The organism is Bradyrhizobium sp. MI1.10 (genome assembly GCF_055811035.1).
The window spans coordinates 38,313-63,088 of record NZ_JBVVPN010000001.1 but is presented as its reverse complement, the minus strand read 5'-3'; the positions used below and the strand labels follow the sequence as shown (position 1 = coordinate 63,088).

Here is a 24,776-nt window from a genome sequence, read left to right as displayed (position 1 = left end):
ATGCGCAATGCCAAGGAGCGAAATGATGCGGTTGGATTCTCGGGCTGTCGAGCGGCTGGAAAAAATAGCGATGCGCGTGCTGTATCATCACCGTTTCGGAATTCGTTTCTTCCCGATCACTCGTTGAATTGGGAACAAACCCACTCGCGCAAAATGGTAGGAATCCTCGGGCCGATAGAAATGTTTTCGCAATGGCGACAGGATACGATTATGACGAGACCGCGCGAATTGCGTTTCAACGCCTTCAACATGACTGCACCGAGCCACAATTGGGCAGGCCTGTGGTCTCACCCGCGCGATGCGTCCATCGACTACAACACGCTCGACTATTGGATCGACTACGCAAAGACCGCGGAACGGGGACTGCTCGACGGCATTTTCCTCGCGGATGTGTTCGGCGTGTACGACGTCTATGGCGGCACGGCCGATGCCGCCGCATTGCACGCAGTGCAGCTCCCCAACGCGGACCCGACGCTGCTTGTGTCCGCCATGGCGAGCGTCACGAGCCATCTCGGCTTCGGTATCACGTCAAATCTGACCTTCGAGCATCCCTATCAATTGGCCCGTACGTTTTCGACGCTCGACCATCTCACCAAGGGCAGGATCGGCTGGAACATTGTCACCGGTTATCTCGACAGCGGCGCCCGCGGCATGGGCCTTCCGGCTGGCCGCGCCCATGACGATCGTTATGACGCGGCCGAAGACTTTCTCACCGCGGCCTACAAGCTATGGGAAGGCAGCTGGGAGGACGACGCCGTTCGCCGCGATCGCGGTGCCCGCATCTTCACGGACCCGGCCAAGCTGCACAGGGTTCTGCACGAAGGCCCCTATTTCAAGGTCGACGGCATCCACCTCGCCGAGCCTTCGCCGCAGCGAACGCCGCTGCTGTATCAGGCTGGGACGTCGAAACGCGGTCGCGCCTTCGCGGCCCGACATTCGGAAGCGATCTTTCTCAACGGCCAGACCAAGCCGATCCTTGCGCGCGCGGCGCGCGAGATACGCGAGGCGGCCAAGGCTTATGGGCGCGATCCCTATGACATCCGTCTGTTTGCCGGCGCGACCGTGATCGTGGCGCCGACGCGTGCCGAAGCCAATGATCTGCTCGAGGACTACGCGCGTCACGTCGATCAGACCGGCCAGCTCGCCCTGCTGTCGGGCTGGACGGGCATCGACTTCTCGACCTATCGGCCTGACCAGCCGGTGGAATACGTCGAGAGCAACGCCATCCAATCGATGGTCGAGAATTTCACCGTGCGCAGCGATCGGCCGGTCCATGTCGGCGACCTCGCGAAGTTGAGCCGCGCCGGCGCCCGGTCCCCCTTTGTGGTCGGCTCACCACAAGACGTCGCCGACGAACTGATCTCTTGGGCAGAAGACACCGACGTCGACGGTTTTAATCTATTTCGCCTCGTCGTGCCGGAATCGCTCAACGCCTTCGTCGATCTCGCGGTCCCGGAACTGCAATCCCGTGGCGTCTACAAGACCGTCTATCGCGAGGGCACGCTGCGCGAAAAGCTGTGTCCCGGCCGCGGCCCGCGGCTGCATGAGACACATCCAGGCGCAGGCTTTCGGCGTGGCCTTCGACGACCGGAACGCTCCGATCCTATGCCGCTGAGTAGTGGGCCGATGACGTAACAAGCGGCATCGCATGGAAAATTCCGTTCTCGGATTGCGACCGACCGCGAACGCTTTGTTCTCCAACGCCTTCGTAATCTGAAATTGCAACGTGTCCGCGATTGCCGGCACATACGGCGTGCAGTTTGCCAAACGCCGCCAAAGCGGCTGAGCTTCAGGATCATTGTTCATGCCTCGTCTTACCTCCCGCCTGAAGGCCCTCGCCGCAGCCGCGTTCAGCATCTTCGCCATGGCGTCCATTCAGCCCGCAATGGCCGAGGAGATCCGCATCGGCTACCAAAAGTCCTCGACGCTGACCGCGATCCTCAAGACGAACGGGGAGTTGGAGAAGGCGCTTGCGCCGCTTGGCGTCACCATCTCCTGGCACGAGTTCACCAGCGGCCTGCCGCTGCTGGAGGCCATCAACATCGGCAGTATCGATTTCGGCGCCGACGTCGCCGACACCGTGCCGATCTTCGCGCAGGCCGCCGGTGCCAAACTCGTCTATGTCGCGGAGGAAGCCGCCTCACCCGCGGCGCAGGCAATCGTGGTGCCGGAGGCTTCGGCCATCAAGACCATCACTGAACTCAAGGGCAAGAAGATCGGCGTGACCAAGGGCGCCGGCAGCCACTATCTGCTGCTCGCAGCACTGGCCAAGTCCGGGCTAAGCTTCAAGGACATCTCGCCGGCCTATCTGACGCCGGCCGACGGCCGAGCGGCCTTCGTCAGCAACAATGTCGATGCCTGGGTCGCCTGGGATCCGTTCCTGACCAGCGCCCTCCACCAGACGAAAGGTCGTATCTTGTCCGACGGGAACAATGGCCTCGCGAGCTACAAGCGCTATTACCTCGCCTCGGCAGCCTATGCGGACAAGCATGACGAAGTGTTGAATGTGATCTTCGCCAAACTTGCCGCGACCGGAAAATGGGTGAAAGCCCAGCCAAAGGACGCGGCAACGTTGCTCGCGGGGCTCTGGGGTATCGACGCGGCGACTGTCGAAGAGGCCAACAGCCACCGCTCCTATCAAGTAGGCGCAGTCACCGGGTCCGGCTTGTCGGAGCAGCAGCGCATTGCCGATGCGTTCTACGCGGAAAGCCTGATCCCGGTGAAGCTCGACACTGCGGCCATCAAGATCTGGTCGCCAAAGGGATCCTGATCTCCGCTACTTGCGGCAATCGCCGCCGACTACGGAAATCCCATGCCGCCACGCCAACTGCATCTGAACGTCAACCTGCTTCATTCCGGCGTCTACCCGTCAGCCTGGCGGCTGCCGGACAGCGATCCGCGCGCCTTCTTCGATCTCGGTCATTATGTGCGTGTGGCTCAAATTGCCGAACGCGGCAAGTTCGACGCGATCTTTCTGGCGGATTCGCCCGCCGTGAACGACCGCATCGACTACCGGTCGTTCACGTCGCTTGAGCCGACCATCGTGCTGGCGACGGTCGCCGCCGCAACGAAGCATGTCGGGCTGATCGGAACGGTGTCCACAACCTACAACGAACCCTACAACATCGCGCGCCGGTTCGTGACGCTGGATCATGCCAGCGGCGGACGCGCGGGGTGGAATGCAGTCACGACAGCAGATGCCGCTTCAAGCCGCAACTTTGGCCTCTCGGGTGCACTGGAGCACAAGGCCCGATACGAGCGCGCCAAGGAATTCACGGAGGTCGTCCACGCGCTGTTTGACAGCTGGGAGGACGACGCCTTTGTCGGCGACAAGGCGAGCGCACGATTTGTCGATACGTCGAAGGTGCACCCGATCGCGCATCGCGGCCCGCATTTTTCGGTGGCCGGGCCGCTGAACGTCCCGCGCTCACCACAAGGACGGCCCGTCACAGTCCAGGCTGGCGGGTCGAATGACGGCCGCGATTTCGCGGCAGCCTATGCGGAAGCCGTGTTCACGCTGGCGCAGAGTATCGATGAGGGCGTCGCCTACGCGCGAGATCTGCGCACACGCGCAGCTGCTTACGGGCGTTCCGGCGATTCGATCGTCAATCTGCCAGGTCTCGCCACCGTGATCGGCAGCACCGAGGCCGAAGCCAAACGGCGACAGGATGAACTCTGGTCGCTGGTGCCGATCGAATACAGCCTGGCGCGCCTCGCCGGCACGCTGCAGATCGACCCTGGCCTTCTCGACCTCGACAAGCCGCTTCCCGATCCCCTGCCGCTTCCGGCAAACGCCAATCACACCATGTTCCAGGGCACAGTGAACCTGGCCCGGCGCGGCAATCTCACTGTTCGTCAGTTGATCCGTGCGCTCGGCGGCGGCGTTGGCCATCGCATCATCGTCGGCACACCGGAACAGATCGCGGACGACATCGAGGCCTGGTTCAAGGCCGGCGCCGCCGACGGCTTCAATCTGATGCCGGATGTTCTCCCGTCCGGGCTCGAAACCTTCGTCGATACGGTCGTGCCCATTCTTCAGAAGCGCGGGCTATTCCGCACCGAATATACCGGCACGACGCTGCGCGACCATTTCGATTTGCCTCGGCCAGCGAGCCGCTTCGCGAAGCAGGCGCCGGAGGTGGCTTCGGCCTGACTTACCCCAGGGACTGGGCCAGGGCCGCTAGGCCCAGTTGATTGCCTCGCACGCACGCGGGGAATCACTTCGAGCGCAAAACGCCGCATCTCGGCTTCGAACGGCTGGAACTGCAGCATGAACAGTTCGATGCCGGCGGCATGGAATGCCGCGATGCGCTCTGCGACCTCGTCATAACTACCGACCAGCCCCGCGGCCGTGCCGCCATTGCTGCCGACGCGCGGCGTCTTCTGCATGGTCTGCATCATCACGACCTTCGGGTCGGTATTCTGCTTCTGGATCGACTTCATCGGTGCATCCTTTGCGGCGAGGCTCAGCAGCCGCTCATGAGCGGCCTCTGCCTGCTCGCGGGTTTCGCGCGCGACGACAAAGGCGGACAGGCCGAAACGCAAGGGTGGCGCCGGACCACGCGGACGTGCCGCGACATCGGCGATCAGGCTGGCGACATCGTCGGGCGGCTGACCATTGATAAACCAGACGTCGCCATGGCCGGCAACCAGATCGCGCGCCGGCTCGGACTCTCCACCAACATAGATTGCCGGTCGCTTGCGGTAGAGACCGGCCGGGCGCAGCGTATAATCGGAAACCTTGAAGTGATCGCCGCTGTGATTGAGACGTTCACCCTCCATCAGGCGCGAGACGATCGATATCCATTCCCTGCCGTAAGCATAGCGCGCGTCGTGCTCTGGAAAGCCGATTCCTGCCTTCTCCAGCTCCGGCCGGTTCCAGGCATTCACCAGATTGATCGCGAACCGGCCGCGGCTGATGTTCTCAATCCCGAGCGCCAGCTTTGCGAGAACCACGGGGTGATAGAGATACGGCTTGATCGCGGCGATGATCTCGATGCGCTTCGTCAGCGCCGCAACCGCAGCGGCGGCGCTCCACGCCTCGAGCTGGTCGAGATCCTCCTGATGCGGATTGATCGTGTGCTGTGCGATCAGCGTCGAATCATAACCAAGCTCCTCGGCCGCGAGGATGAGGTCGCGATTGCGCTCCCAGGACGCATCGTAAGGCTCTTCCGGGTCCTGATGCGCAGCGCGAGGCCCGTGCACCAGAGCCCAGATGCCGAAGCGAAGAGGTGCGATCGTCATCATGTTCTCCCGGTAACTCTCTCAGCTCCAAGCGTTGTCGCCAATGGTTGGCGCAAGATCAAGCAGACCGACATCAAAAGATTTTCTTTGTCGCGCATCGATGCTGCGACGACCGCAGATCACTGCGGAGCGAACGACAATTGAAATAGCCCTCTATTTCTGTCGACACGATTTCGTGGGACATTTTGCAGGGACGGCAAGTCATTGGCGTCACACTCCCTGCATCAAACGCAGTTGGTGAAACGAGGTCTGTTGTCTTGAGCAATATCGAACTGAGCGACATCGACCGCGCCGCGATTGGCACGGACGGCCGGCGGTCGCGGCGAAGCAGCGAAAATACAGACGCTCCGGCAACGCCAAAGGGCAAGCTCGGCCCGCGAGGCCTTCAGCTGCTGTCTTGGATCGCCCCGGTCGTGCTCGTCGTCGTCTGGGAATGGCTTGCGCAGGCCGGATGGCTGTCCCCACACGTGCTTCCGGCGCCCGGCAAGGTGATGCGCACCGCGTTCAAGCTTGCGACCACCGGAACACTCCTGAACGATCTCGGCGTCAGCCTGTTGCGCGCGGCGTCGGGCTTCGTGATCGGCACGGTGGTTGGCGCTACGCTTGGCATTCTCGTCGGATTCTCGAAGATCGCTGAAGCCGCAATCGACCGCAGCGTGCAGATGATCAGGGCCATCCCTTTCCTCGCGGTCCTGCCCTTGGTCATCGTCTGGCTCGGCGTCGGCGAGACGCAGAAGATCTTCCTTGTTGCGCTCGGCGTCACTTTTCCGATCTACATCAACACCGTGCTTGGCATCCGACAGGTCGATCCCAAACTGCTCGAGCTCGGCCGCGTCCAGGGCTTGGGCCCGATTCAGCTGATCCGCCGGATTATCCTTCCCGGCGCATTGCCGTCAATCCTGACCGGGGTCCGTTATGCCCTGGCGACAGCGTGGCTCGCGCTGGTGGTGGCCGAGACCATCGGCGCGCAGTCTGGCATCGGCTTTCTCGCCATGGACGCGCGTGAATTCCTGCGCACCGATGTGATCGTGCTGACGATCGTGATCTACGCACTGATCGGCGTCGCCGCCGACGGCATCGCACGCTTACTCGAACGGCGCTTGCTCGCCTGGCATCCGAATTACGGGGCAGCACGATGAACGCTCATGTCGCGCCGCTGTCTGCTGCCTCATTCGAAACAGGTCCGGCTGTCGTCGTCAGCAACCTCATGCGCAGCTACGGCAGCCGCGTGGTCATCGAAAAGCTGAGCCTGCGCATTGAGCGGGGCGAGTTTGTTGCCCTGCTGGGCGAGAGCGGCTGCGGCAAGACCACGCTGCTGCGCGCACTCGCCGGGCTGGATTCCGTTCAGGGTGGACGCATCGTGGCGCCGCGCCGCCCGGCCGTGGTGTTCCAGGAACACCGGCTTCTGCCGTGGGACAGCCTCTGGCGCAACGTCTCGCTTGGCCTGCAAGGGCCGGATGCGCGCGAGCGCGCCGCCGAAGCGCTGACCGAGGTCGGTCTCGGCGATCGTCTCGACGACTGGCCGCGCAACCTCTCCGGCGGACAGGCCCAGCGTGTTGCGCTCGCCCGTGCGCTGGTGCAGCAGCCCGAGCTTCTGCTGTTCGACGAGCCCTTTGCCGCGCTCGATGCGCTCACGCGTATCCGCATGCACGAGCTCGTCCGAGAGCTCGTCGCCAATCATCAGCCGGGCGTCCTGCTCGTCACCCACGACGTCGATGAAGCCATCGCGCTTGCCGATCGCATCCTGGTGATGCGTCACGGCGCGATCGCCTACGAGCACCGCGCGGCACGCGACGGCTCTACGCCCATCTCTCGGACCGAACTTCTCGGCGAGCTCGGTGTGATCTCCCATTCGCCTAACTAGTTTATCCGGAAGGCCAATATGTCCGACTCCTCAATCGCCAAACCATCCCGACGCAACTTCCTCGGCTCCGCAGCCTTCGGCATTGGCGCGCTCGCCGGCCTGAACATCAGTGAGTTTGCCGAGGCGGCGCCGAGCCGCACCACGGACACGGTCCGCCTGACCTGGGGCCTGGGCGGCCTCAATCTGATCGCCAAGGAACGCGGCGAATTCGAGAAGCTGCTGGCCAGGGACGGCATCAAGGTCGAGTGGCTCGGCCCGTTTCCGAACCACGCCCCCACCCTGCAGGCCGTTACCGGCGGCAGCGCCGATTTCAGCTTTGGCGGCAGCACAACGCCGGCGCTGGCCGCGATCATCGCCGGCTCGCCCCTGGTGTTCACTCAGTTCGTGGTCTACGAGCCGCGCACCACCGCGATCATTGCCAAGGACGGTTCCGGCATCGACAGGATCGAGGATCTCGTCGGCAAGTCGGTCGCGGTCAATCGCTCGGGCCTCGGCGAATTCCTGCTGGTCGCAGCTCTCGAGAAGCACAAGGTGGACCGCTCCGCGGTAAAGGTCGTCTATCTCAATCCGCCCGATGCCGCGCCGGCGCTTGCTTCGGGCAAGGTCGACGCGTGGTCGATGTGGAGCCCCGGCGTCGACATCGCCCGGCGCGAATACAACGCGCACGACATCTTCCTGGAAGGCCGCGACCTCGAGTTCCAGATCGATTTCACCTCCTATCTCACCACCCGCAAATTCGCGACCGACAATCCCGCGCTGGTGCGCGCCGTGAACGACGCGTTCCGCGCCGAAGGCAAGTGGATTTCGGAGAACAGCAAGGACGCCGAGTACATCGCCCAGAAGGCGGGCAAGTACAGCGACGAAGTCCGTGACCAGTTCATTGCGCTGAAGCGCCAGTACCGCTACTTCGCCGTGAACGACGAGCGATTCATCAGTGAGCTGCAAAAGGCCGCCGACTGGCTCGTCGCCCGCAAGGTTTTGCCCGAGCCGGTCAAGGTGACCGAGCATCTCGCCCAGCTCTAAGAACGCCACCTACAGGCCAAGACAATGAACAAGACCGTATCCACACCCTCCCTGACGCCATCCGAACCGCTCAAGACCGGCTCGCCGGAACTGGAGGCTATGCTCAACCAGATCTCCGAGGGGGCCAGTGACCGCGAGCGCGACCGCGTCCTGCCTTTCGAAGTCATCGATCTCATCCGCCGCGCCCGCCTCGGCGCGCTGCGGTTGCCTGTGAACGCCGGCGGCGCCGGGAGCACGATCCGCGATCTCTTCGCCTTCGTGATCCGGCTCGGCGAGGCCGACGCCAATGTGGCGCATATCCTGCGCAACCATTTCAGCGTGGTCGAGCGCTTGGTTCGTACACCCAAGGACGAGCAGAGCCGGCAATGGCAAAAGGCGGTCGCTGAGGGCGCCATCATTGGACTTGCGACCACCGAGCTCGAAAGCTCGCGGGTCGGCAATGTCACGCCCGGGACGACGTTCACGCCGGACGGCAACGGCGACTACCTGCTGAACGGCACCAAGTATTACAGCACAGGCACTCTGTATTCGGACTACGTCCTTGTACGCGCGGCCGATCCATCCGGCGCGACCGGTGCCACGATCGTGCCGATCAAGCGCGAGGGCATCGAGCTGGTCGACGACTGGGACGGGCTCGGGCAGCGGCTCACGGCGACCGGCACCACGCACTTCCGCAACGTCAACGTCAAGCGAGCGGAGATCGTGTTCGATACCCCGGACGGCGGGTATGGCGTGCCCTATTCCAATACGTTTGCGCAGCTGTTTCTGACTGCGATCGTTGCGGGTATTGCGCGTGCGACGCTGCGGGATGCGACAGCCCTGGTCCGCTCGCGCAAGCGTACGTTCTACTATGCGCCGACCGAGATCCCGACCGACGATCCCCTCCTGCAACAGACGGTCGGCCAGATCGCCGGCGGCGCCTTTGCGGCCGAAACCGTCGTGCTGGCGGCAGCCGAAGCGCTGGACATCGCGACCGACGCATTCGATGCCGGCGCTGCGAACGCGGCAGACGCCGCGCACACGGCCGCCCTGCTCTCGGCCAAGGCAAAGATCATCGCCGATGATTTCGCCATCCGGGGTGGCAGCCTGTTGTTCGATGTCGGCGGCGCATCGGCGACCAAAAAGGTCACCAACTTCGACCGTCACTGGCGCAATGCGCGGACGCTGTCGTCGCACAACCCGACGACCTACAAGGCGCGCTCGATCGGCGAACACGAAATCAACGGCACTCCATTGCCCGCGAAGGGCTTTTTCTAAGAGCGAACAGGCCTATCCACGGCGTCCGATGCGAGGAGCGACAGATGGGAAAGTCCGACATTCATCTGGTCAGCGGCGATGGCGAGGTCGAGAACCAGTTTCGCGCCGTGATGCGGCGCCTGGCCGGCGGCGTCACCATTATCACGGCCGGTCGCGACCAGGACATCACCGGCATGACGGTGTCGTCCCTGACATCACTTAGCGCCAGTCCGCCCCGGCTGCTGGTCAGCGTCAACCGGCAGGCCTCGTCCTTCGCCCGAATCGCCCGTTACAGGGTATTCGGTGTCAACATTCTGGGATCGGACCAGCAGGCTCTCGCCGGGCGTTTCAGCGACGGCAGCTTGAAGGGCCACGAGCGCTTCAATGGCATCCGATGGTCCGCGGGGGCGGCCGCCGTGCCGCTGCTTGGAGACACCCTCGCGACCATCGAATGCAAGGTCGAGGAGATCATTGAACGGCACTCGCACGGCATCATTATCGGCAGCCTGTTGAGCTTCGAACTGTCGCACGAGCTCTCGGGCCTGGTGTACTGGAACGGCCAGTACATCCCGATCACGCACGACTTCGACCTCGACCTCCTCGCCGAGATCAGCATTCCGTTGGCTCATGTCAGGTAACCCGCCGGAATCGCCCAGCGGCGGGCGCTGGCAGCTTGACAGGATCGTCGCCGAGCTTCGCCTCTCGCGCGAGGAAACACACAGCATTAGGCGCGACGGAGAGGCGCGACGCGCCCCCTCCCGCGAGGCGCTTCGGGCCATTCTAGATGGCCTCACCGAGGCGCTGTTTCCCAGGCATTATGGTCAGTTCGATCTCGACGGCGAGAATATCGACTATTTCGTCGGCAATCGCCTGAGCATCGCCCTCGAGGGCCTTTGCGACCAGATCCACCGCGGTGCGCGATTTGTCGGGGACGAGCTGATTCCAGGCTACCGGCGCGAGGACGCGGTCGAGCTGACGCGGCAGTTCGGCGCATGCCTGCCGGCGGTGCGTGGGCTCCTGATCTCCGATCTGAGAGCGGCCTTCGTCGGAGATCCCGCAGCCAGGAATTTTCCGGAGATCCTGATCGGATATCCGGGAATGACGGCGATCATCCATCACCGGCTGGCACATATCCTTGATAAGCTCAATGCGCGCTTGATCGCCCGGCTTGTCGCGGAGATTGCTCATACGAGAACCGGCATCGACATTCACCCCGGCGCCAGCATCGGATCCGGTTTCTTCATTGATCACGGGACCGGCGTGGTGATCGGCGAGACGGCGATCATCGGTGACAATGTCCGTATCTATCAGGCCGTGACGCTCGGCGCGCGCCACTTTCCGACCGACGACGATGGTCAGCTGATCAAGGGCGATGCGCGGCATCCGACCGTTGAGGACGACGTCGTGATCTATTCCGGCGCAACCATCCTGGGGCGGATCACGATCGGCCGGGGCGCGACCATCGGCGGCAACGTCTGGGTTACCCAGGACGTGCCGCCGAACAGCGTCGTGACGCAGGCCACCGCCCGCAACAAGCAGGGTTAGGGCGCGTACCGATAAAAGTCGGCTTACCAATCCAAAGCGGAAGTCTCCCACTTTGCGTGTGATCGGCGGCTTGTGACCCGTACCGGAAGTCGCACCTGCTTCATCCAAAATTGAGCATTTGGCGTGGTAGAGGTTGACGTAGCCAGCTCTTGCAACCTATCGCTCTAATAATCGCAATCGCCAGGTTTGCTCGTTTGAAAAAAAGGTTGTTTATCGCGCTTGGAATACTCGTGGGCTTGGTGATCCTTGTGGTCGCGTTTTTCAGGCTCAATTTTTACGATGTTCATGTGCGCTATCGTCTGACCGTCGAAGTGCAGGATGGCGATCAGGTCAAGACCGGATCGAGCGTCATTGACGTATCTTACAATATTGAGCCGGCTTGGTCTCCGAGCCACTTCAACTCGTTTCCAACACCTGTCGGATATGCGCCGACCGTTGACCTCGGCGAGAAAGGCATGCTCTTCCTGACCTTCTCGAATGCGACGAGAACCCCTGCGCAGCGGATCGAGCGCCACAAGAAGTCTTTTTGCCTCTTTGACGATATCGGGTGTTTGCCTTTTGCGGCCTATCGCAGAGCCGGCGGGGGCGCAGACTTCAATCAGAAGAAAGCCGCGCTTCATGAGTTGCTTCGTCAGAGCGGGCCGCGGGACGTGCCCTTTATTGCTTTGCCTCAACTAATTCGCTTCGTCGATATCGATGATGAGCACCGGTACGTGGAGCTCCCGCCTGATGACTTGGCCATCAGCTTTGGACCGGGCGTCGAACTCAAACGTGTCGTCCTTCAATTGACCGATGATCCGGTTACGCAGCTGCCGGATATTTGGCCGCAATGGCTGAAGGAAAAAGGCCAGATGTCCGCCGTGCTGAAGGGATATCAAAACGACTAACGCAACTATGCCACTGTCAATGCTGCGCCGCGTGAGTCCGGAATTGGCCCAACTCGGAACTTCCGGTCCGCGGCGGAGGCTTCCGCAATCAGTGGGCAACCGGAAGCAAGCTGCCGGTGTACCGAAGGCCGCGTTTGACCCAAGCGCTCATACCAGAGCACGATGACTTGCTCCCACTCGCGGAGATTGATAGCTTACTCTCATTCTCGGAGATCCATCTCTGTTCGCCTGCACTGTCTGGAAAACCTATGCTCCACAAGAGACCTGCTCTTGCCGATCTCGTACGCGGCGCCGTCATGCTGTTGATGGTCGCCTGCTTCGGCGGCAGGGAGTTGCGCGCCGCCGAGGCGCCGGTCTGGCCGATTCCGGACTGGCAAGCGTCGACCCCCGAAGAAGAAGGCATGGATTCCGGCGAGCTCGCAAACATCATCGCCTATGGCAAAACCAAAAGTTTCGACAGCCTTTTGATCACGCGCCATGGGCGCATCGTGCTCGACGCTTACTACGCACCTTACACCGGGGACATCCCCCACAACCTCAACTCTGCCACTAAGTCGGTGGTAAGCAGCCTCGTCGCCATGCTGCGCAAGGACGGCGTGCTCGATAGTTTTGAACACCCGGTGCTCGACCTCTTCGCCGACCGCGATCCGGCCAATGTCGACGAGCGCAAGAAGGCGATCACGGTGCAGCATCTCCTGGACATGACCTCGGGTCTCGAATGGGATGAGGGTTTCGAAGGCGGCCGGGAGCAGTCCATGATCGACATGCGACGCAGCCCCGATTGGGTCAAGTTCATCCTCGATCGTTCGATGTCGTCCCATGCGCCGGGAGAACTGTTCTACTACAACAGCGGCAATTCACACCTGCTCTCGGCGTTAGTAACGAAGCTCTCTGGGACGCCTACGCGTAGTTATGCCAATGCGAAGCTACTGGGTCCCCTCGGCATCGCACCACCGTTCTGGCGAAAGGATCCGCAGGGTATCGCTATCGGAGGCTTCGGCCTGTCGTTGCGGCCGCACGACATGGCGAAGTTGGGGTATCTTTATCTGAGACACGGCGAGTGGGCTGGCCAACAACTCCTCCCCGCGGAATGGGTCGACGCCGTTAATCACGCCACCATCCCCATGAACGCCAGAGTCGATCCGGGCTTGACCTATCATGATCAGTTCTGGGCGCTGCCTGATCGGCATGTCTTCATGGCGGTTGGCTATCACTGCCAAGTGATTATGGTGTTTCCAGATCTCGACGTCGTGGCGGCGATGACGGCTAGGGATTTCTGCTCGTTCCGCAGGATGGCTGAGGGTATCTCCGCCGCGGTCAAGTCTGAAGCGCCACTCCCAACCAACCCCGAAGCCGCGCGCCTGCTTGCCGACGTCGTCAGCGACGTCTCGACCGAGAAGCCGACAGAGGTCGGCCCGGCGCCCCGGATCGCGTCAGTAGTTTCAGGCAAGACCTACCGGTTCGTCGACAACGCGCTCGATATCAGATCTGTCTCTCTGTCGTTCGCCGATAGGCCAGGGTACGACGTGGAGCTGGTTACGCACAATCCCGCTAATCCCGTGATCCGCATGCGCGGACCGATCGGTCTGGACGGCCTCTATCGCAAGAGCGAGCCGACGCCCTTCGGATTGCGCGCGGTAAAGGGAGCTTGGGTGAGCGGCGATACGTTCGATGTTGACGTGCAATATGTCGGCATGGGCGAGCAGCAGAAGTTCTCGCTCTCATTCAGCGAGGACAAAAAGGTCCTGTTGCGCGGGAAGGGCAGGAATGGTCGCGAGGTTGCGGTGACTGGCGAGGGCGGCGGTTGAAAGAAGCTTCGCGCGGTCGCTTCTGCGACGGTGTGCGCACCATTTCACGCCAGCCCGACTGCAAGCCGTGCGTTGAGGTGTCATTCATTTTTGCTTGGGGAATGTCGCCTGTTGGCCGTAGCTGACTTGCCGCCCGCTGCCGGTGGAGGACGCTTGTGACCAAAAGGCGATATAATCCTCGGGTTCGCCTGTTCATTGTGCCGGTCCTCTGACGACAGGAGCCAAGAATGCCTCGTGCTTTTTTGTTGTTTGCTTTCTGCTTCTTTTTTGATCTGAGAGCGGCGAACGCTGCGGGGGTCACAAATTTTGACATTCCTGCTGACGGAGCGGGACCGGGGATTAGGCTGCTGGTTTGGACACCTTGCGCAGAGCCCCCACGAGAAATGGATGCTCGTGGCGCCATTTTCTTTGCAGTGCCCGGATGCGCGGTGACCGGCGAAAAGCTTCCTCTCATCGTGATATCGCACGGGCGACGGGAATGGTTCGGCGGCCACCATGACACTGCGACGGCGCTGGCCGACGGGGGCTTTGTCGTTGCTGCACTCAATCATCCTGGTGACACTTGGCGCGACGCTAGTCGCACCGACAGCCTTTCGGTGCTGGTGGAGCGCCCTGCGGATATTAAGCGGGTGATTGATTACATGCTCGATCGCTGGCCCGACGCGGCGCGCATCGACGGTAGGCGTATTGGTCTCTACGGATTCTCCTTTGGCGGCTATACCGGTCTTGCTGTCATCGGTGGTAATCCCGATTTGCGAAAGGGCCTGGCCAACTGCGCGACGTCCAGCCTGTTAGCCTGTAAGCAGCTTGAAAGCGATGCTGCCCCCAGTCAGTCAGTCACGTCCGATCCGCGCGTGAGGGCCGCTGTCATTGTTGATCCGTATCCGGCATTTGTGTTCCCGGAGAAGAACCTGAAGGAAGTAGCGGTTCCGGTTCAGTTGTGGAGTTCCGATCCTGCACAAAACGCTGATCGACTGTCAGGATGCTGTGCAGCAGCGGTCAAACAAGGGCTTCCCACGCCGGATTATCACTTCGTGTCAGACGCCAAACACTTCTCTTTCCTTGCAACCTGCACCCCGACGGAAGCGCAGGGTAATCCGTCGGCTTGCACCGATGCGCCGGGCTTCGATCGTAACGATTTTCATCGACACCTTCACGCTGAGATGATCGCGTTTCTCCGTAAGCATCTCGCTGAAAGCCAGTAGCATCTGCCCGTGGCTGCGCCGCTGGCAATGTTGCTGATTGGCCATCGCTGTCCTTCGAGAGGCGGATCGTCATGCCGGCTCTCAAGGAGGACCCGGAAGTTTGGCGCCGAGCGCCGGATCGGCACTTCTGAAATTAAGCGGTCATGTGCCATCCGAGACCACCTTTTGACCCAATTGCGACATTGCAAGCACGCCCGGCATAGCCAAGCGGATCACGATAGGACAGAATGGCAGTCCTTTGGGGAATAAGCCGAGTTATGACTGAGCCGCTGACGGCGCCCTTCGCGCCCTTCGAGTGGATGCTGTCGGCGCGCTATTTGCGGGCGCGCCGTAAGGAGGGCTTCATTTCGGTCATCGCCGGGTTCTCCTTCCTCGGCATCATGCTTGGCGTCGCCACGCTGATCATCGTCATGGCCGTGATGAATGGCTTTCGGAAAGATCTGCTCGACAAAATTCTGGGGCTGAACGGCCATATTCTGGTGCAGCCGCTGGAATCGCCGCTGACCGACTGGAAGGACCTGGCCGATCGCATTAGCCAGGTCGAGGGCATCCGGCTCGCCGCGCCTGTCGTCGACGGCACAGCGCTGGCATCGTCCTCCGGCGCTTCCGGCGTTCTGGTGCGCGGCATCCGCTCTGACGACCTCAACAATCTCACCTCGATTGCGAAGAACATCAAGCAGGGCTCGCTCGAAGGCTTTGACGAGAGCCAGGGGGTCGCCATTGGTCAGCGTATGGCCGATCAACTGTCGCTGCACGCCGGTGATGCCATCACGCTCGTCGCGCAGCATGGCGCGGTTACCCCGATGGGCATCATGCCGCGCGTCAAGAAGTACAGGGTCGCAGCCATCTTCGAGATTGGTATGTCTGAATATGATGCGAGCATGGTCTTCATGCCGCTCGTAGAGGCTCAAACCTACTTCAACCGCGACAAGGACGTGACCGCGATCGAAATCTTCACAAACAATCCCGGTCGCATGGACCAATTTCGTAAAGCGGTGATGGAGGCAGCCGGGCGCCCGGTCTTTCTTGTGGACTGGCGGCAGCGCAACTCGACCTTCTTTAGCGCGCTTCAGGTCGAGCGCAATGTGATGTTTCTAATCCTGACAATGATTGTGCTTGTTGCTGCGTTGAACATCGTATCTGGGCTAATCATGTTAGTGAAGGACAAGGGCGGCGATATAGCGATCCTCAGGACCATGGGCGCGTCGCGAGGCTCAATCATGCGGATCTTCCTGATCACAGGTGCTTTCATCGGCGTCGTGGGGACACTGGTCGGCTTCGCCGTCGGGCTCCTCGTCTGCCTTAATATCGCGTCGATCCAGCAATTCCTGTCCTGGCTGACCAGCACTGACTTGTTTCCACGAGAGCTCTATTTTCTATCGAAGCTACCAGCCGAAATCGATGCCGGAGAGACCGCCGCGGTCGTTATCATGGCGCTCACGCTGTCGCTTCTTGCTACCCTCTACCCATCCTGGCGCGCCGCCCGGCTCGATCCCGTCGAAGCGTTGCGGCGATGAACGATAGTTGCCAGCAGTGGCTGGCGCCATACGCTGTCAACCGTTTCATGGGATGTCGCATCTTGGCCCGAAGGCGAAGATCGCCATCCTGTCCGCACGTCGGCAGTCGGGGCCAGAGCGGACGTCGAGAAGACGCTGGCAAGTCGACGCGAATGACCCGAAGGCGACTTCGCCGCGCTTCAATCCTTCCTCATTCGATTGAGAAGAGACAAGGTCTTCTGGTGAATTTCACGCCAGTCACTTAAAAACGGAGAACTGAAACTCACGTTGACCATGAGATCGAGGTATTCGAAATAGTAATTGCAGGAATAGTACAGCTTTGGCGTCGTTACGGTCTGAGGTTGGGTGCAGTGGATCAGATAGTCACGACTACCATCCGGCGACGCAATATATTCCCGAAACTCTTTCGATATGCCGCTTCGCAACTCCCGCAGGCCATACGGAGCGTCGGTAATTTCCGGCGAGTAGTTAAGCTCGTTCAATCTCTCAACGCCTCGGGCAACGGTCATGACCGTCCCCTCAAGCATCGACACGTTGATTTTCCGTCTCGCTCTCTCTTGCGGATCCCTGATCGTAGGCGCAGTAAATTCCGGCCACTGCAACCCGAGGCGTACCACCGGATCACGCGACCAGTTTGGATTTGGATTGGTGACGCCGCTGTAATCCGGCTTGTAAATTATCTCAATCAGGTCGCGAGGAATCACGTACGTGTGCGAAGCAAGCGTCTGAGTTACGAAATTGGGACTATCGTCTGCCTGGAGAGGCGTCGTCATCCCTAGAGCTATGAAACCCGCCCTGAGGCTGCTCCCCCCCACAAGCAGCGCCACGCGAAGCCGTCTGACTCTTCGCTGCCCGGAAGAATTTACATCTCTCGATAATTGCTGAGTCACCCCAAACTCCGGCTCTACCGAAGTATACTTAGTTCGCGATGATTAAACGGTCAATTTCCGGTTGTGGCCCCGTAGCTGACCTGCCGTGCGCAGCTGGTGCAGGACCGCTTGTGACCCAAACCGGACTTCGTCGCCATTGCTTGATTACGCCGTCTTGATTGTGTAATTCTTCTGTCAGCGCCGATTTGATACTCAGCTTGCGGGCGCTTCTAAAAATGCAGCTAAAGAGAACCATTCCCTGCATCGTCCCGCATTGCGCGAATCGTCGGCCATCTCGAATGGGAGGGCGAAATGAAGTTTGCTGCAATCGCGGATGTGCACGGGAATCGTCCCGCGCTCGAAGCCGTACTTGCGGACATTGCCGCGCTCGGCATCAGCGAGATCGTAAACCTCGGTGATCACGTGAGCGGTCCGTTGGAGGCGGCAAGCACTGCGGACCTGCTGATTGAGCGAGGCTTTCCGTCAGTGCAGGGCGATCAGGATCGGATCCTCATCGAACTCTGGCAGACGGGCACCTCGGCTCGCTGCGATTTCCGACAGCTTGAACGCAAGCACTTCGATTGGCTGGCGAGCATGCCATCCACGCTGGTGTACAGGGAACATGTGTTCTTATGCCATGCGTCGCCAAGGAACGACGCTGCCTTTTGGCTGGACTACATAACTAGCGACGGTGATGTGCGCCCCAGTCCAATCGAGGCCATCGAGCCCGAAGCCGAGGGGATCGACTCCCAGGTCATCCTGTGTGGACACACTCACATTCCAAGAGTTGTTAGTCTGAGAGATGGACGACTGGTCGTTAATCCCGGCAGCGTTGGATTGCCTGGTTACGACGGGAGGACCCCCGTTCCTTACGTGGTTGAGGTCGGCACGCCTCATGCGTGCTACGCAATTTTGGAGCGCGCCGGAGGAGGCTGGCTCGCGACCCTCCGGCACGTGCCGTACGACAGCGCTGCTATGGCTGAACTGGCGCGCAGCAAGGGCATGCGCACTTGGGCGGACGCGATTGCAACTGGTTGGGTCCAACGGGAGAACAAGTAGGTCCGCATGTGGCCCTTCGCCGACCTGTAGTGCGCCTCTGGTCAAGGGCTGCTTGTGACCCAAACCGGACGGATGAGCTTACCCGCATTTGGGCCCCATTGTGGGAGTTCACTTGCGCGGTTCTCCTATCAATGGATGCGCAAATGAGAATTGCGGTAACGCTGTTGCTTGCAATCGTGCCTTGGTCGGCTTCGGCAGAGATAGGGCAAAACGAGAAGCTGCGTGAGATCATTACCAATCTCAAAGCTTGTGTCCGAACGCACGCACCTGAGGTTCAGGAGCCCGCCGACAAGGTAAGCGGCAATGCCGTCGACTACTTCATCAAAGTGTGTAGTCCTCCCCTAGCTGATCTTGACCCAGCAAAAGTGGGCGCTGCCCCTCCTGGCGTACTTCGAGTCACGATTACAGAAGAGTGGAACACCATCGCGGGAGAGACACGCACACGCTGAGGGTCAACGGCTTCGCTCTTGAATGTCGCCTTTTGGTCCATAGCCGATCTGTGGCGCGCAGTTGGTCGAGGACCGCTTGTGACCCATAGCTGCCTCGACTTAAGAGCAGCATTGCGCTGCAGCATTTTCGGGCGTGCGACAATCTGCATCGAGCGGGACGAACAGCATACCTGTATTTCATCAGTCGTCTGCTCTCACAATCGTTGAGGGTTCCAATGAAGCGGCGAGATTTGATTGCGCTTTTCATAATCGCAACAATGGTCTCGCCTTGTGCGGCATACGCGGAAACGGGCACGCTTCCAACAATTGGTTATCTCGGCTTCGACTCGGCCGACAAGAGCAAGGAACTGCTCGTCGCCTTTCGGGATGGTCTCCGCGCCCATGGCTTTGTAGAAGGCCAGAACGTCACGATCGAGTACCGCTTCGCTGAGGGAAAGTATGATCGCTTTCCGGAATTGATCGCAGGTCTCATTCGGGATCGCGTTCAAGTAATCGTCGCCGCGACTGGTACAAACGGAGTTTTGGCGACAACGGCAGCGACTAAGACGATTCCGATCGTGTTTGCGATTGCCATGGACCCGGTACATCTTGGCGTTGTTTCCAGTTTGAACAGGCCAGGAGGAAATGCGACTGGCGTGAGCATGTACACCCCGCAACTCACCGCCAAGCGACTTGAGTTATTGGCAGAGTTGACGCCGCCAGGCGCAACAATCGCAATGCTGGTAAATCCAACGAATCCAAATTCGAATGTAGTGGTCTCGGATGCCGAAGCTGCGGCTAAGTCGCTTGACCGAGAAATTCACGTTCTGAAGGCGAGTACGGACGAGCAAATTGCTGCTGCCTTCGGCGAAGTCAGAAACCGGAAGCATTCCGCGCTGCTTGTCAGTCCAGATGCATTTTATATTGCACGTCGAGATCAACTCGCAGCGTTGTGCGAGCAGTACCGGATCCCGGCGACTTATGAATGGTCGTTTTTCGTCAAATCCGGCGGACTTATGAGTTATTCGCCTCGCATTACGGATGTTCAGCGTCAGCTTGCCGACTATACAGGAAAAATTCTAAAGGGCGCTCGCCCCGCCGACCTTCCGGTCGAACAACCGACCAGATTCGAGTTGGCCATCAATCTCAAAACAGCAAAGCGCATCGGCCTCACTATCCCGCCCTATCTCCTCGCTCGCGCCGACGAGGTAATAGAATAGATTAGGGTTGCTGCGATGCATGAGTCCGGAAGTGGCCCAAAGCCGACCTGCCGCGCGCATCCGGTCAAGGACCGCTTGTGACCCGAAGCCGACTTTGCGCTGAAGGTCTCGGTAGCTATGATGCCAACCGGTGAAGATGATATCTGACACGGTAACGAGGGTCTGTCGTCGATGAGGTTAATGTGTGTGCTTCTGTTGCTTGCCTTGATGCAGTCCGCAGGTGCGCAGCAGCAAAGCTCGAAGATGACTTTGCGTTGCCAAGGAACGAGTAGGTTAGCGGTTACATCCGGAGCAGAGTTGGAATTCGCGCCCGTCACCAATCTCAGCATCATTGTGAGCGGGGACGATCAAACGGTGTCGTTCCTCGATAACGTCGTACCCATCACGAAGGTCACCCCCTTGCTAGTCGGATTCAGCAAGCCAGTACGCGAATGGGAGGCCGAACGTTTCCGGCCGATTGAGCGGCTTACCAAGAGCGTCGAAATCGATTGGATTTTGCGAGAACGTCGGCGATAACACCCATTGGGAGCTTACGTGTCGTCCCGCCGGTCCCTTTTCTGATTGGCCCCAACCCCAACTTTGATCGCGCACGTGCGGGATGATGCTCCAACGCAGCGTAAATGCCACCGGCCAAGTCGCCTGTTGGCCCGAAGGTGAAGGTAGCGATCGTGTCCGTGACGCCGGCAGTCGAAGCCAAACCGGACATCGGTAAGGCGCGGGCAAATTGACGCGAATGCCCCGCAGCCGCCCTTGGCCGGCCGTCGCTCGTGGCGCAGCGTTCTGCTATTGTAACGTTTTCATCGTTGGCGAATGGAGCGCGCGATGCCAAACAGCAAGGAGATCGAGGCGAAGTCGCACAAGCCGCCGCGAGGCTATATGCTTGGTGCCGATGAGGGTGAACACCTGATCCATTTTCGCGATGGCGGCAACATCTTCATCAAGCTCGACCCCGTAACGGGATCTCCTAGTCTTGGCCTGGGCACGCAGCAGCTACCCAAGGGCTCGGGCATTCCGGTTCACCGGCACCTCGAAAGGGATGAAGCCTTCTACGTTCTGGAAGGGAGCGGCACGGTCACCCTCAACGAGGTGCGTCATCGTTGCGAAAGAGGCGGAACGATTTTCATACCCAGGGACACGTGGCATGGTTTCAGCAGTCCAGATCAGGAACTGGTTCTGCTGTGGATCATGGTGCCCCCGGGTCTCGACGGTTTCTTCCGCGAAACCTGCAGCCGACCGGGCGAACCTCGAAAGGAATTGACGCGGGAGCAGATCAACGCGATCGGTCTCAAATATGGTGCAGAATACCGATAGGCATGCTCAAGCATTTGCCCGGAGGCTGAGACGCTAGCTCGGGAGATTGGCCGTCGCTCGCCGGGCTACAAAATCGACGGACAACAGCTTTCTACCGCGCGACTCAGAGGCGGCCCGGTCGCCGTCCGTAAGCCGGTGCCGGGCCTAACCAACCGCGGGGAAGTACTTGCGCGGCGGCTAGCCGAAAATATGGTTCGGGTTGGAGGCAGAGAAAAGGTCAAGCCTTCGCTCCCATCCCGCTCGCGCCTGATTACACTGCAGCGACTTCCGCTTCTGACCCTGGCTGACCTGCCGTGCGCAGCCGGTGGAGGACCGCTTTTGACCCGCGGCGGACCTCAACCTTCCGGCATGACGGCCGAAAGAGTGTTTCGCGATGAGCCTGCACGTGTTAGGTGTACGACGACCGCCGCCCTAATTTTCGTAGTCGGCTGGTTCGGACATTGGAATGTTTAGTTTGCTGCGCGTCACGAACTGAACTGACGACGCCCGTTCCACTAGCGAAAATTCATTGCAAGGACGAAGACGATGAAACGTCGAGAATTCTTGGAAGCCGCCGTCGCAAGCATCGCCGTTGTTTCAACGGCCGCGCCGGCCATCGCGCAGACTTCTGGAACAACATTTTTAGTCTGTACGGGTGCGTGGTCTGCGGGATGGTCGTGGAAGAAGATGCACCCGCTAATGGCCTCCGGCGGACATCGCTTGGTCACTCCGACCTATACAGGTCTTGGCGAGAGGGAGCACCTAGCCAGTCCGTCAAACGATCTTGAGACCCATATTCAGGATATTCTGGCGGTCATCAAATACGAAGACTTGCGCGACATTGTGCTAGTCGGCCACAGCTACGGTGGCATGGTCGCGACGGGGGTCGCCGACCGGGCGCGAGACCGTATCACCCGATTGGTTTATCTCGACGCATTTGTGCCAACGGATGGACAATCTCTGGTGGATGCGGGGCCCCCGACGGCACGGCAGCGCATGCAGGATCTCGCAAAGGCGGGCGATGGCTGGCGAGTGCCATCGAACCCCATTCCGCCTGATACTTCGGATGCCGACGTGAAGTGGATTTCTGAACGCCGGCTCCCCCAATCCATCAAGTGCTTCGAGCAGCCGCTGAAGATGCACGGTGGGGATCTGTCCTTGCCGCGTAGCTATATCTATTTGACACGCGTAGCTCCTGCGGACCCTTTCCGACCCTTTGCCGCGCGCGCGAAAAACGACCGTCATTGGCGTTACTACGAACTGGACGCCAGCCATTCAGCGCACATAACCGCGCCTGCAGCTCTTGCTCAGCTGCTGCAAACAATCGTGTCGCAGCCCACGTAAGTTCGCGTGCTGTGAGGCCGTCACGTCGGGAGCCTTCCCGACCTGCTGTGCGCCGCCCGTCGAGGACCGCTGTGACCCACTGCAGACGTTAACGCTGCACTGCCATGGGCGGCCACCTGATGGGGGCGAACCGGAAGTTTGACGCTGAGCGCCAACCCGACGCGATTGACCCATTGCGGACTTCAGCCCGGCTTCCCGGAGGAAGGCGCAAAAGCGAACATCAAAAAAGATGTGCGGCGCAATATTTCTATCAAAGGTTTGTTAATCGTACGTCCATTACTGAGTCAGGCGGCCTCCCCACAGAAGCCTGCGATGCGTGGCAGACCAGCAATTTCCAGCAAGCAAGCGGTAATGAGCGCCATACCCCGGCCAAAGCAACCTGAACGGTGGCGGCACAGTCTCATCCGCAATCTGCTCTACGGACGCAATGTCGATCGCGCCGCGAAGGCACGCGCACGCGTTGGTCTCGCCATGCTCGCCTTCGCCTCAGTCTATGCCCTGATCGGCGTCCGTATCGTGATGTTCGCGATAGGCTCCGATGCCCACAGTGCGCATCGCGCGACCTCGCAGGAAGTGGTTGCGACTGCGCGGCCCGACATCGTCGACTGCAACGGTGAGATCCTCGCCACCGACGTCAAGGCCGCCAGCTTATTCGGCGAGCCGCGCCGCATCATCGATAAGGATGAGGCGATCGAGCTTTTGACCGGCACCGTGCCCGACCTCGACGAAGCCGAGGTGCGCGAGCACCTGTCATCGCGCAAGGGCTTCGTCTGGCTGAAGCGCGAGATCACGGCGAAGCAGCAGCAGGACATCCACAAGCTCGGCATTCCCGGCATCGGCTTCCTGCGCGAGAACAAGCGGGTCTATCCCACCGGCAACGAGGTCGCCCACCTCATCGGTCTGGTCAACATCGACAACCAGGGCATCGCCGGCATGGAGGAGTGGCTCGACAATCAGGGCCTCGCCGATCTCCACCGCGCCGGCTTTGCCACCGACCGGCTGCAGAAGCCGATCGAATTGTCCATCGATCTGCGCGTCGAGCACGCGCTGCGCGACGAGTTGCTCAAAGCCAAGGAGAAGTTTCATACCAAGGCGGCTTCCGGCCTCGTCACCAATGTGAACACCGGCGAGATCATTGCGATGGTCTCGGTGCCGGATTTCGACCCTAACAATCCGAAGGAAGCGCACGATCCCGACCGCATCAATCGCCTGACCACCGGCGTCTACGAGATGGGTTCGACGTTTAAGGCGTTCACTCTCGCGATGGCGCTCGACACCGGCAAATACGGCCTCGACTCGCTGTGGGATGCACGCGGTCCGCTGCACCACGGCAAGTTCGCGATCCATGATGACGAGCCGAAGGGCCGCTTCCTGACCATGAAGGAGGTCTTCACATTCTCCTCCAACGTCGGCGCGGGAAGGATCGCGCTGTCGCAGGGCGTGGAGGCGCACAAGGCGTTCCTGCGCAAGATGGGTCAGCTCGATCGACTGCGTACGGAATTGCCGGAGAGCGCGTCGCCGATCCTGCCGCGACGTTGGAGCGAATTGAACACCATTACCATTGCGTTCGGCCACGGTATGGCGGTGGCGCCGCTACAGGCGGTGATGGGCGTCAGTGCGCTGGCGAACGGCGGCCTTCTGATTCCCCCGACCTTCCTTAAGCGCTCCGAGGAGATGGCGCGCGCGATCGCAAAGCGAGTTATCAAGCCCGAGACCTCGGAAAAGATGCGGTTCCTGATGCGGCTCAACGCAGAGATCGGCACCGCCAAGAGGGCGAATGTTCCCGGCTACTACGTTGGCGGCAAGACCGGTACTGCGGAAAAGGTGGTCAACGGCCGCTATGCCAAGAAGCGGGTGCTGACGGCGTTCACTGCCATCCTGCCGGCAGACAAGCCGAAATATCAACTCCTGATCATGCTCGACGAGCCGCAGCCGCTGAAGGAGACCTACGGCCAGATCGCGTCGGGCTGGAACGCCGTTCCGACCGCGGGCAATGTCATCGCCCGTATCGGACCGCTTCTCGGCATCGAGCCCCGCTACGATTTGCCGCCTGCCGACCGTCTTATTCTTGCAGCTTCAACAGCGCGCCAGTAGGAAAAGAACTCGGCAGCGGCGCATCATTTATGCCTAACCAACACGACACTCGCTTTCAGGCGATCACTAATACTTCGCGTTGCAGAGTGAAGGATTGGACCAAACGGCGACTTCCGCAATTAGCGCGGAGGCTACACGCGCGT

The 24,776-nt window shown here is 60.5% G+C and carries 21 protein-coding genes; 19 read left to right on the top strand and 2 right to left on the bottom strand.

The window, feature by feature from the left end:
- The first annotated feature begins 210 nt into the window (after nucleotides 1–210).
- The 3 genes from AC0L3K_RS00290 to AC0L3K_RS00280 all read left to right on the top strand — a co-directional run bounded on the left by AC0L3K_RS00290 (nucleotide 211) and on the right by AC0L3K_RS00280 (nucleotide 4,153).
- Nucleotides 211–1,635 (top strand): LLM class flavin-dependent oxidoreductase, encoded by a 1,425-nt coding sequence (locus tag AC0L3K_RS00290; protein ID WP_473365328.1) that lies wholly within the window; start codon nucleotides 211–213, stop codon nucleotides 1,633–1,635.
- Nucleotides 1,636–1,804: 169 nt separating this feature from the next.
- Complete coding sequence (locus AC0L3K_RS00285) at nucleotides 1,805–2,770, top strand: aliphatic sulfonate ABC transporter substrate-binding protein (RefSeq protein WP_473365327.1); 966 nt, start codon at nucleotides 1,805–1,807, stop codon at nucleotides 2,768–2,770.
- 42 nt (nucleotides 2,771–2,812) lie between these two features.
- On the top strand, nucleotides 2,813–4,153 hold the full coding sequence (locus AC0L3K_RS00280) for an LLM class flavin-dependent oxidoreductase (protein WP_473365326.1): 1,341 nt from the start codon (nucleotides 2,813–2,815) through the stop codon (nucleotides 4,151–4,153).
- On the opposite strand, the gene AC0L3K_RS00275 is transcribed toward AC0L3K_RS00280, so the two are convergent.
- The gene (locus AC0L3K_RS00275) at nucleotides 4,036–5,244 is read right to left on the bottom strand and encodes an LLM class flavin-dependent oxidoreductase (RefSeq protein ID WP_473365325.1); all 1,209 of its coding nucleotides are present in this window, start codon (nucleotides 5,242–5,244) and stop codon (nucleotides 4,036–4,038) included. The two genes, AC0L3K_RS00280 and AC0L3K_RS00275, sit on opposite strands and share 118 nt — an antisense overlap.
- A gap of 389 nt (nucleotides 5,245–5,633) precedes the next feature.
- On the opposite strand from AC0L3K_RS00275, the gene AC0L3K_RS00270 reads away from it, so the two are divergent.
- The 10 genes from AC0L3K_RS00270 (at nucleotide 5,634) to AC0L3K_RS00225 (ending at nucleotide 16,329) form a co-directional block, all read left to right on the top strand.
- On the top strand, nucleotides 5,634–6,383 hold the full coding sequence (locus tag AC0L3K_RS00270; RefSeq protein WP_473365432.1) for an ABC transporter permease subunit: 750 nt from the start codon (nucleotides 5,634–5,636) through the stop codon (nucleotides 6,381–6,383).
- Nucleotides 6,380–7,108 (top strand): ABC transporter ATP-binding protein, encoded by a 729-nt coding sequence (locus AC0L3K_RS00265; RefSeq protein ID WP_473365324.1) that lies wholly within the window; start codon nucleotides 6,380–6,382, stop codon nucleotides 7,106–7,108. The genes AC0L3K_RS00270 and AC0L3K_RS00265 overlap by 4 nt, the downstream gene beginning before the upstream one ends.
- Before the next feature lie 18 nt (nucleotides 7,109–7,126).
- A complete protein-coding gene (locus AC0L3K_RS00260; protein ID WP_473365323.1) occupies nucleotides 7,127–8,131 on the top strand; it encodes an NrtA/SsuA/CpmA family ABC transporter substrate-binding protein in 1,005 nt (334 codons plus the stop codon).
- A 24-nt stretch (nucleotides 8,132–8,155) separates the two neighbouring features.
- Complete coding sequence (locus AC0L3K_RS00255) at nucleotides 8,156–9,388, top strand: acyl-CoA dehydrogenase family protein (RefSeq protein WP_473365322.1); 1,233 nt, start codon at nucleotides 8,156–8,158, stop codon at nucleotides 9,386–9,388.
- A gap of 44 nt (nucleotides 9,389–9,432) precedes the next feature.
- Nucleotides 9,433–10,005 (top strand): flavin reductase family protein, encoded by a 573-nt coding sequence (locus tag AC0L3K_RS00250; protein ID WP_473365321.1) that lies wholly within the window; start codon nucleotides 9,433–9,435, stop codon nucleotides 10,003–10,005.
- Nucleotides 9,995–10,912, top strand: coding sequence for a serine O-acetyltransferase EpsC (gene epsC / locus AC0L3K_RS00245; RefSeq protein ID WP_473365320.1), 918 nt, complete (start codon nucleotides 9,995–9,997; stop codon nucleotides 10,910–10,912). Before AC0L3K_RS00250 ends, epsC begins: the two co-directional genes overlap by 11 nt.
- A gap of 230 nt (nucleotides 10,913–11,142) precedes the next feature.
- Nucleotides 11,143–11,799, top strand: coding sequence for a hypothetical protein (locus tag AC0L3K_RS00240; RefSeq protein ID WP_473365319.1), 657 nt, complete (start codon nucleotides 11,143–11,145; stop codon nucleotides 11,797–11,799).
- Nucleotides 11,800–12,095: 296 nt separating this feature from the next.
- On the top strand, nucleotides 12,096–13,607 hold the full coding sequence (locus tag AC0L3K_RS00235) for a serine hydrolase domain-containing protein (protein WP_473365318.1): 1,512 nt from the start codon (nucleotides 12,096–12,098) through the stop codon (nucleotides 13,605–13,607).
- A gap of 227 nt (nucleotides 13,608–13,834) precedes the next feature.
- Nucleotides 13,835–14,812, top strand: coding sequence for an alpha/beta hydrolase family protein (locus AC0L3K_RS00230; RefSeq protein ID WP_473365317.1), 978 nt, complete (start codon nucleotides 13,835–13,837; stop codon nucleotides 14,810–14,812).
- 257 nt (nucleotides 14,813–15,069) lie between these two features.
- The gene (locus AC0L3K_RS00225) at nucleotides 15,070–16,329 is read left to right on the top strand and encodes a lipoprotein-releasing ABC transporter permease subunit (RefSeq protein ID WP_473365316.1); all 1,260 of its coding nucleotides are present in this window, start codon (nucleotides 15,070–15,072) and stop codon (nucleotides 16,327–16,329) included.
- 179 nt (nucleotides 16,330–16,508) lie between these two features.
- On the opposite strand, the gene AC0L3K_RS00220 is transcribed toward AC0L3K_RS00225, so the two are convergent.
- Nucleotides 16,509–17,102, bottom strand: coding sequence for a hypothetical protein (locus AC0L3K_RS00220; protein WP_473365315.1), 594 nt, complete (start codon nucleotides 17,100–17,102; stop codon nucleotides 16,509–16,511).
- A gap of 408 nt (nucleotides 17,103–17,510) precedes the next feature.
- On the opposite strand from AC0L3K_RS00220, the gene AC0L3K_RS00215 reads away from it, so the two are divergent.
- The 6 genes from AC0L3K_RS00215 (at nucleotide 17,511) to AC0L3K_RS00190 (ending at nucleotide 24,633) form a co-directional block, all read left to right on the top strand.
- Complete coding sequence (locus tag AC0L3K_RS00215) at nucleotides 17,511–18,257, top strand: metallophosphoesterase family protein (protein ID WP_473365314.1); 747 nt, start codon at nucleotides 17,511–17,513, stop codon at nucleotides 18,255–18,257.
- 143 nt (nucleotides 18,258–18,400) lie between these two features.
- Nucleotides 18,401–18,706: a hypothetical protein gene (locus AC0L3K_RS00210; protein ID WP_473365313.1), complete on the top strand. Its 306-nt coding sequence runs from the start codon at nucleotides 18,401–18,403 to the stop codon at nucleotides 18,704–18,706.
- Between the two features lie 215 nt (nucleotides 18,707–18,921).
- Nucleotides 18,922–19,905, top strand: coding sequence for an ABC transporter substrate-binding protein (locus AC0L3K_RS00205; RefSeq protein WP_473365312.1), 984 nt, complete (start codon nucleotides 18,922–18,924; stop codon nucleotides 19,903–19,905).
- A gap of 822 nt (nucleotides 19,906–20,727) precedes the next feature.
- Complete coding sequence (locus AC0L3K_RS00200) at nucleotides 20,728–21,216, top strand: cupin domain-containing protein (RefSeq protein ID WP_473365311.1); 489 nt, start codon at nucleotides 20,728–20,730, stop codon at nucleotides 21,214–21,216.
- A 525-nt stretch (nucleotides 21,217–21,741) separates the two neighbouring features.
- Nucleotides 21,742–22,539: an alpha/beta fold hydrolase gene (locus tag AC0L3K_RS00195; protein ID WP_473365310.1), complete on the top strand. Its 798-nt coding sequence runs from the start codon at nucleotides 21,742–21,744 to the stop codon at nucleotides 22,537–22,539.
- A 351-nt stretch (nucleotides 22,540–22,890) separates the two neighbouring features.
- Nucleotides 22,891–24,633 (top strand): peptidoglycan D,D-transpeptidase FtsI family protein, encoded by a 1,743-nt coding sequence (locus tag AC0L3K_RS00190; protein WP_473365309.1) that lies wholly within the window; start codon nucleotides 22,891–22,893, stop codon nucleotides 24,631–24,633.
- Nucleotides 24,634–24,776 lie beyond the last annotated feature (143 nt).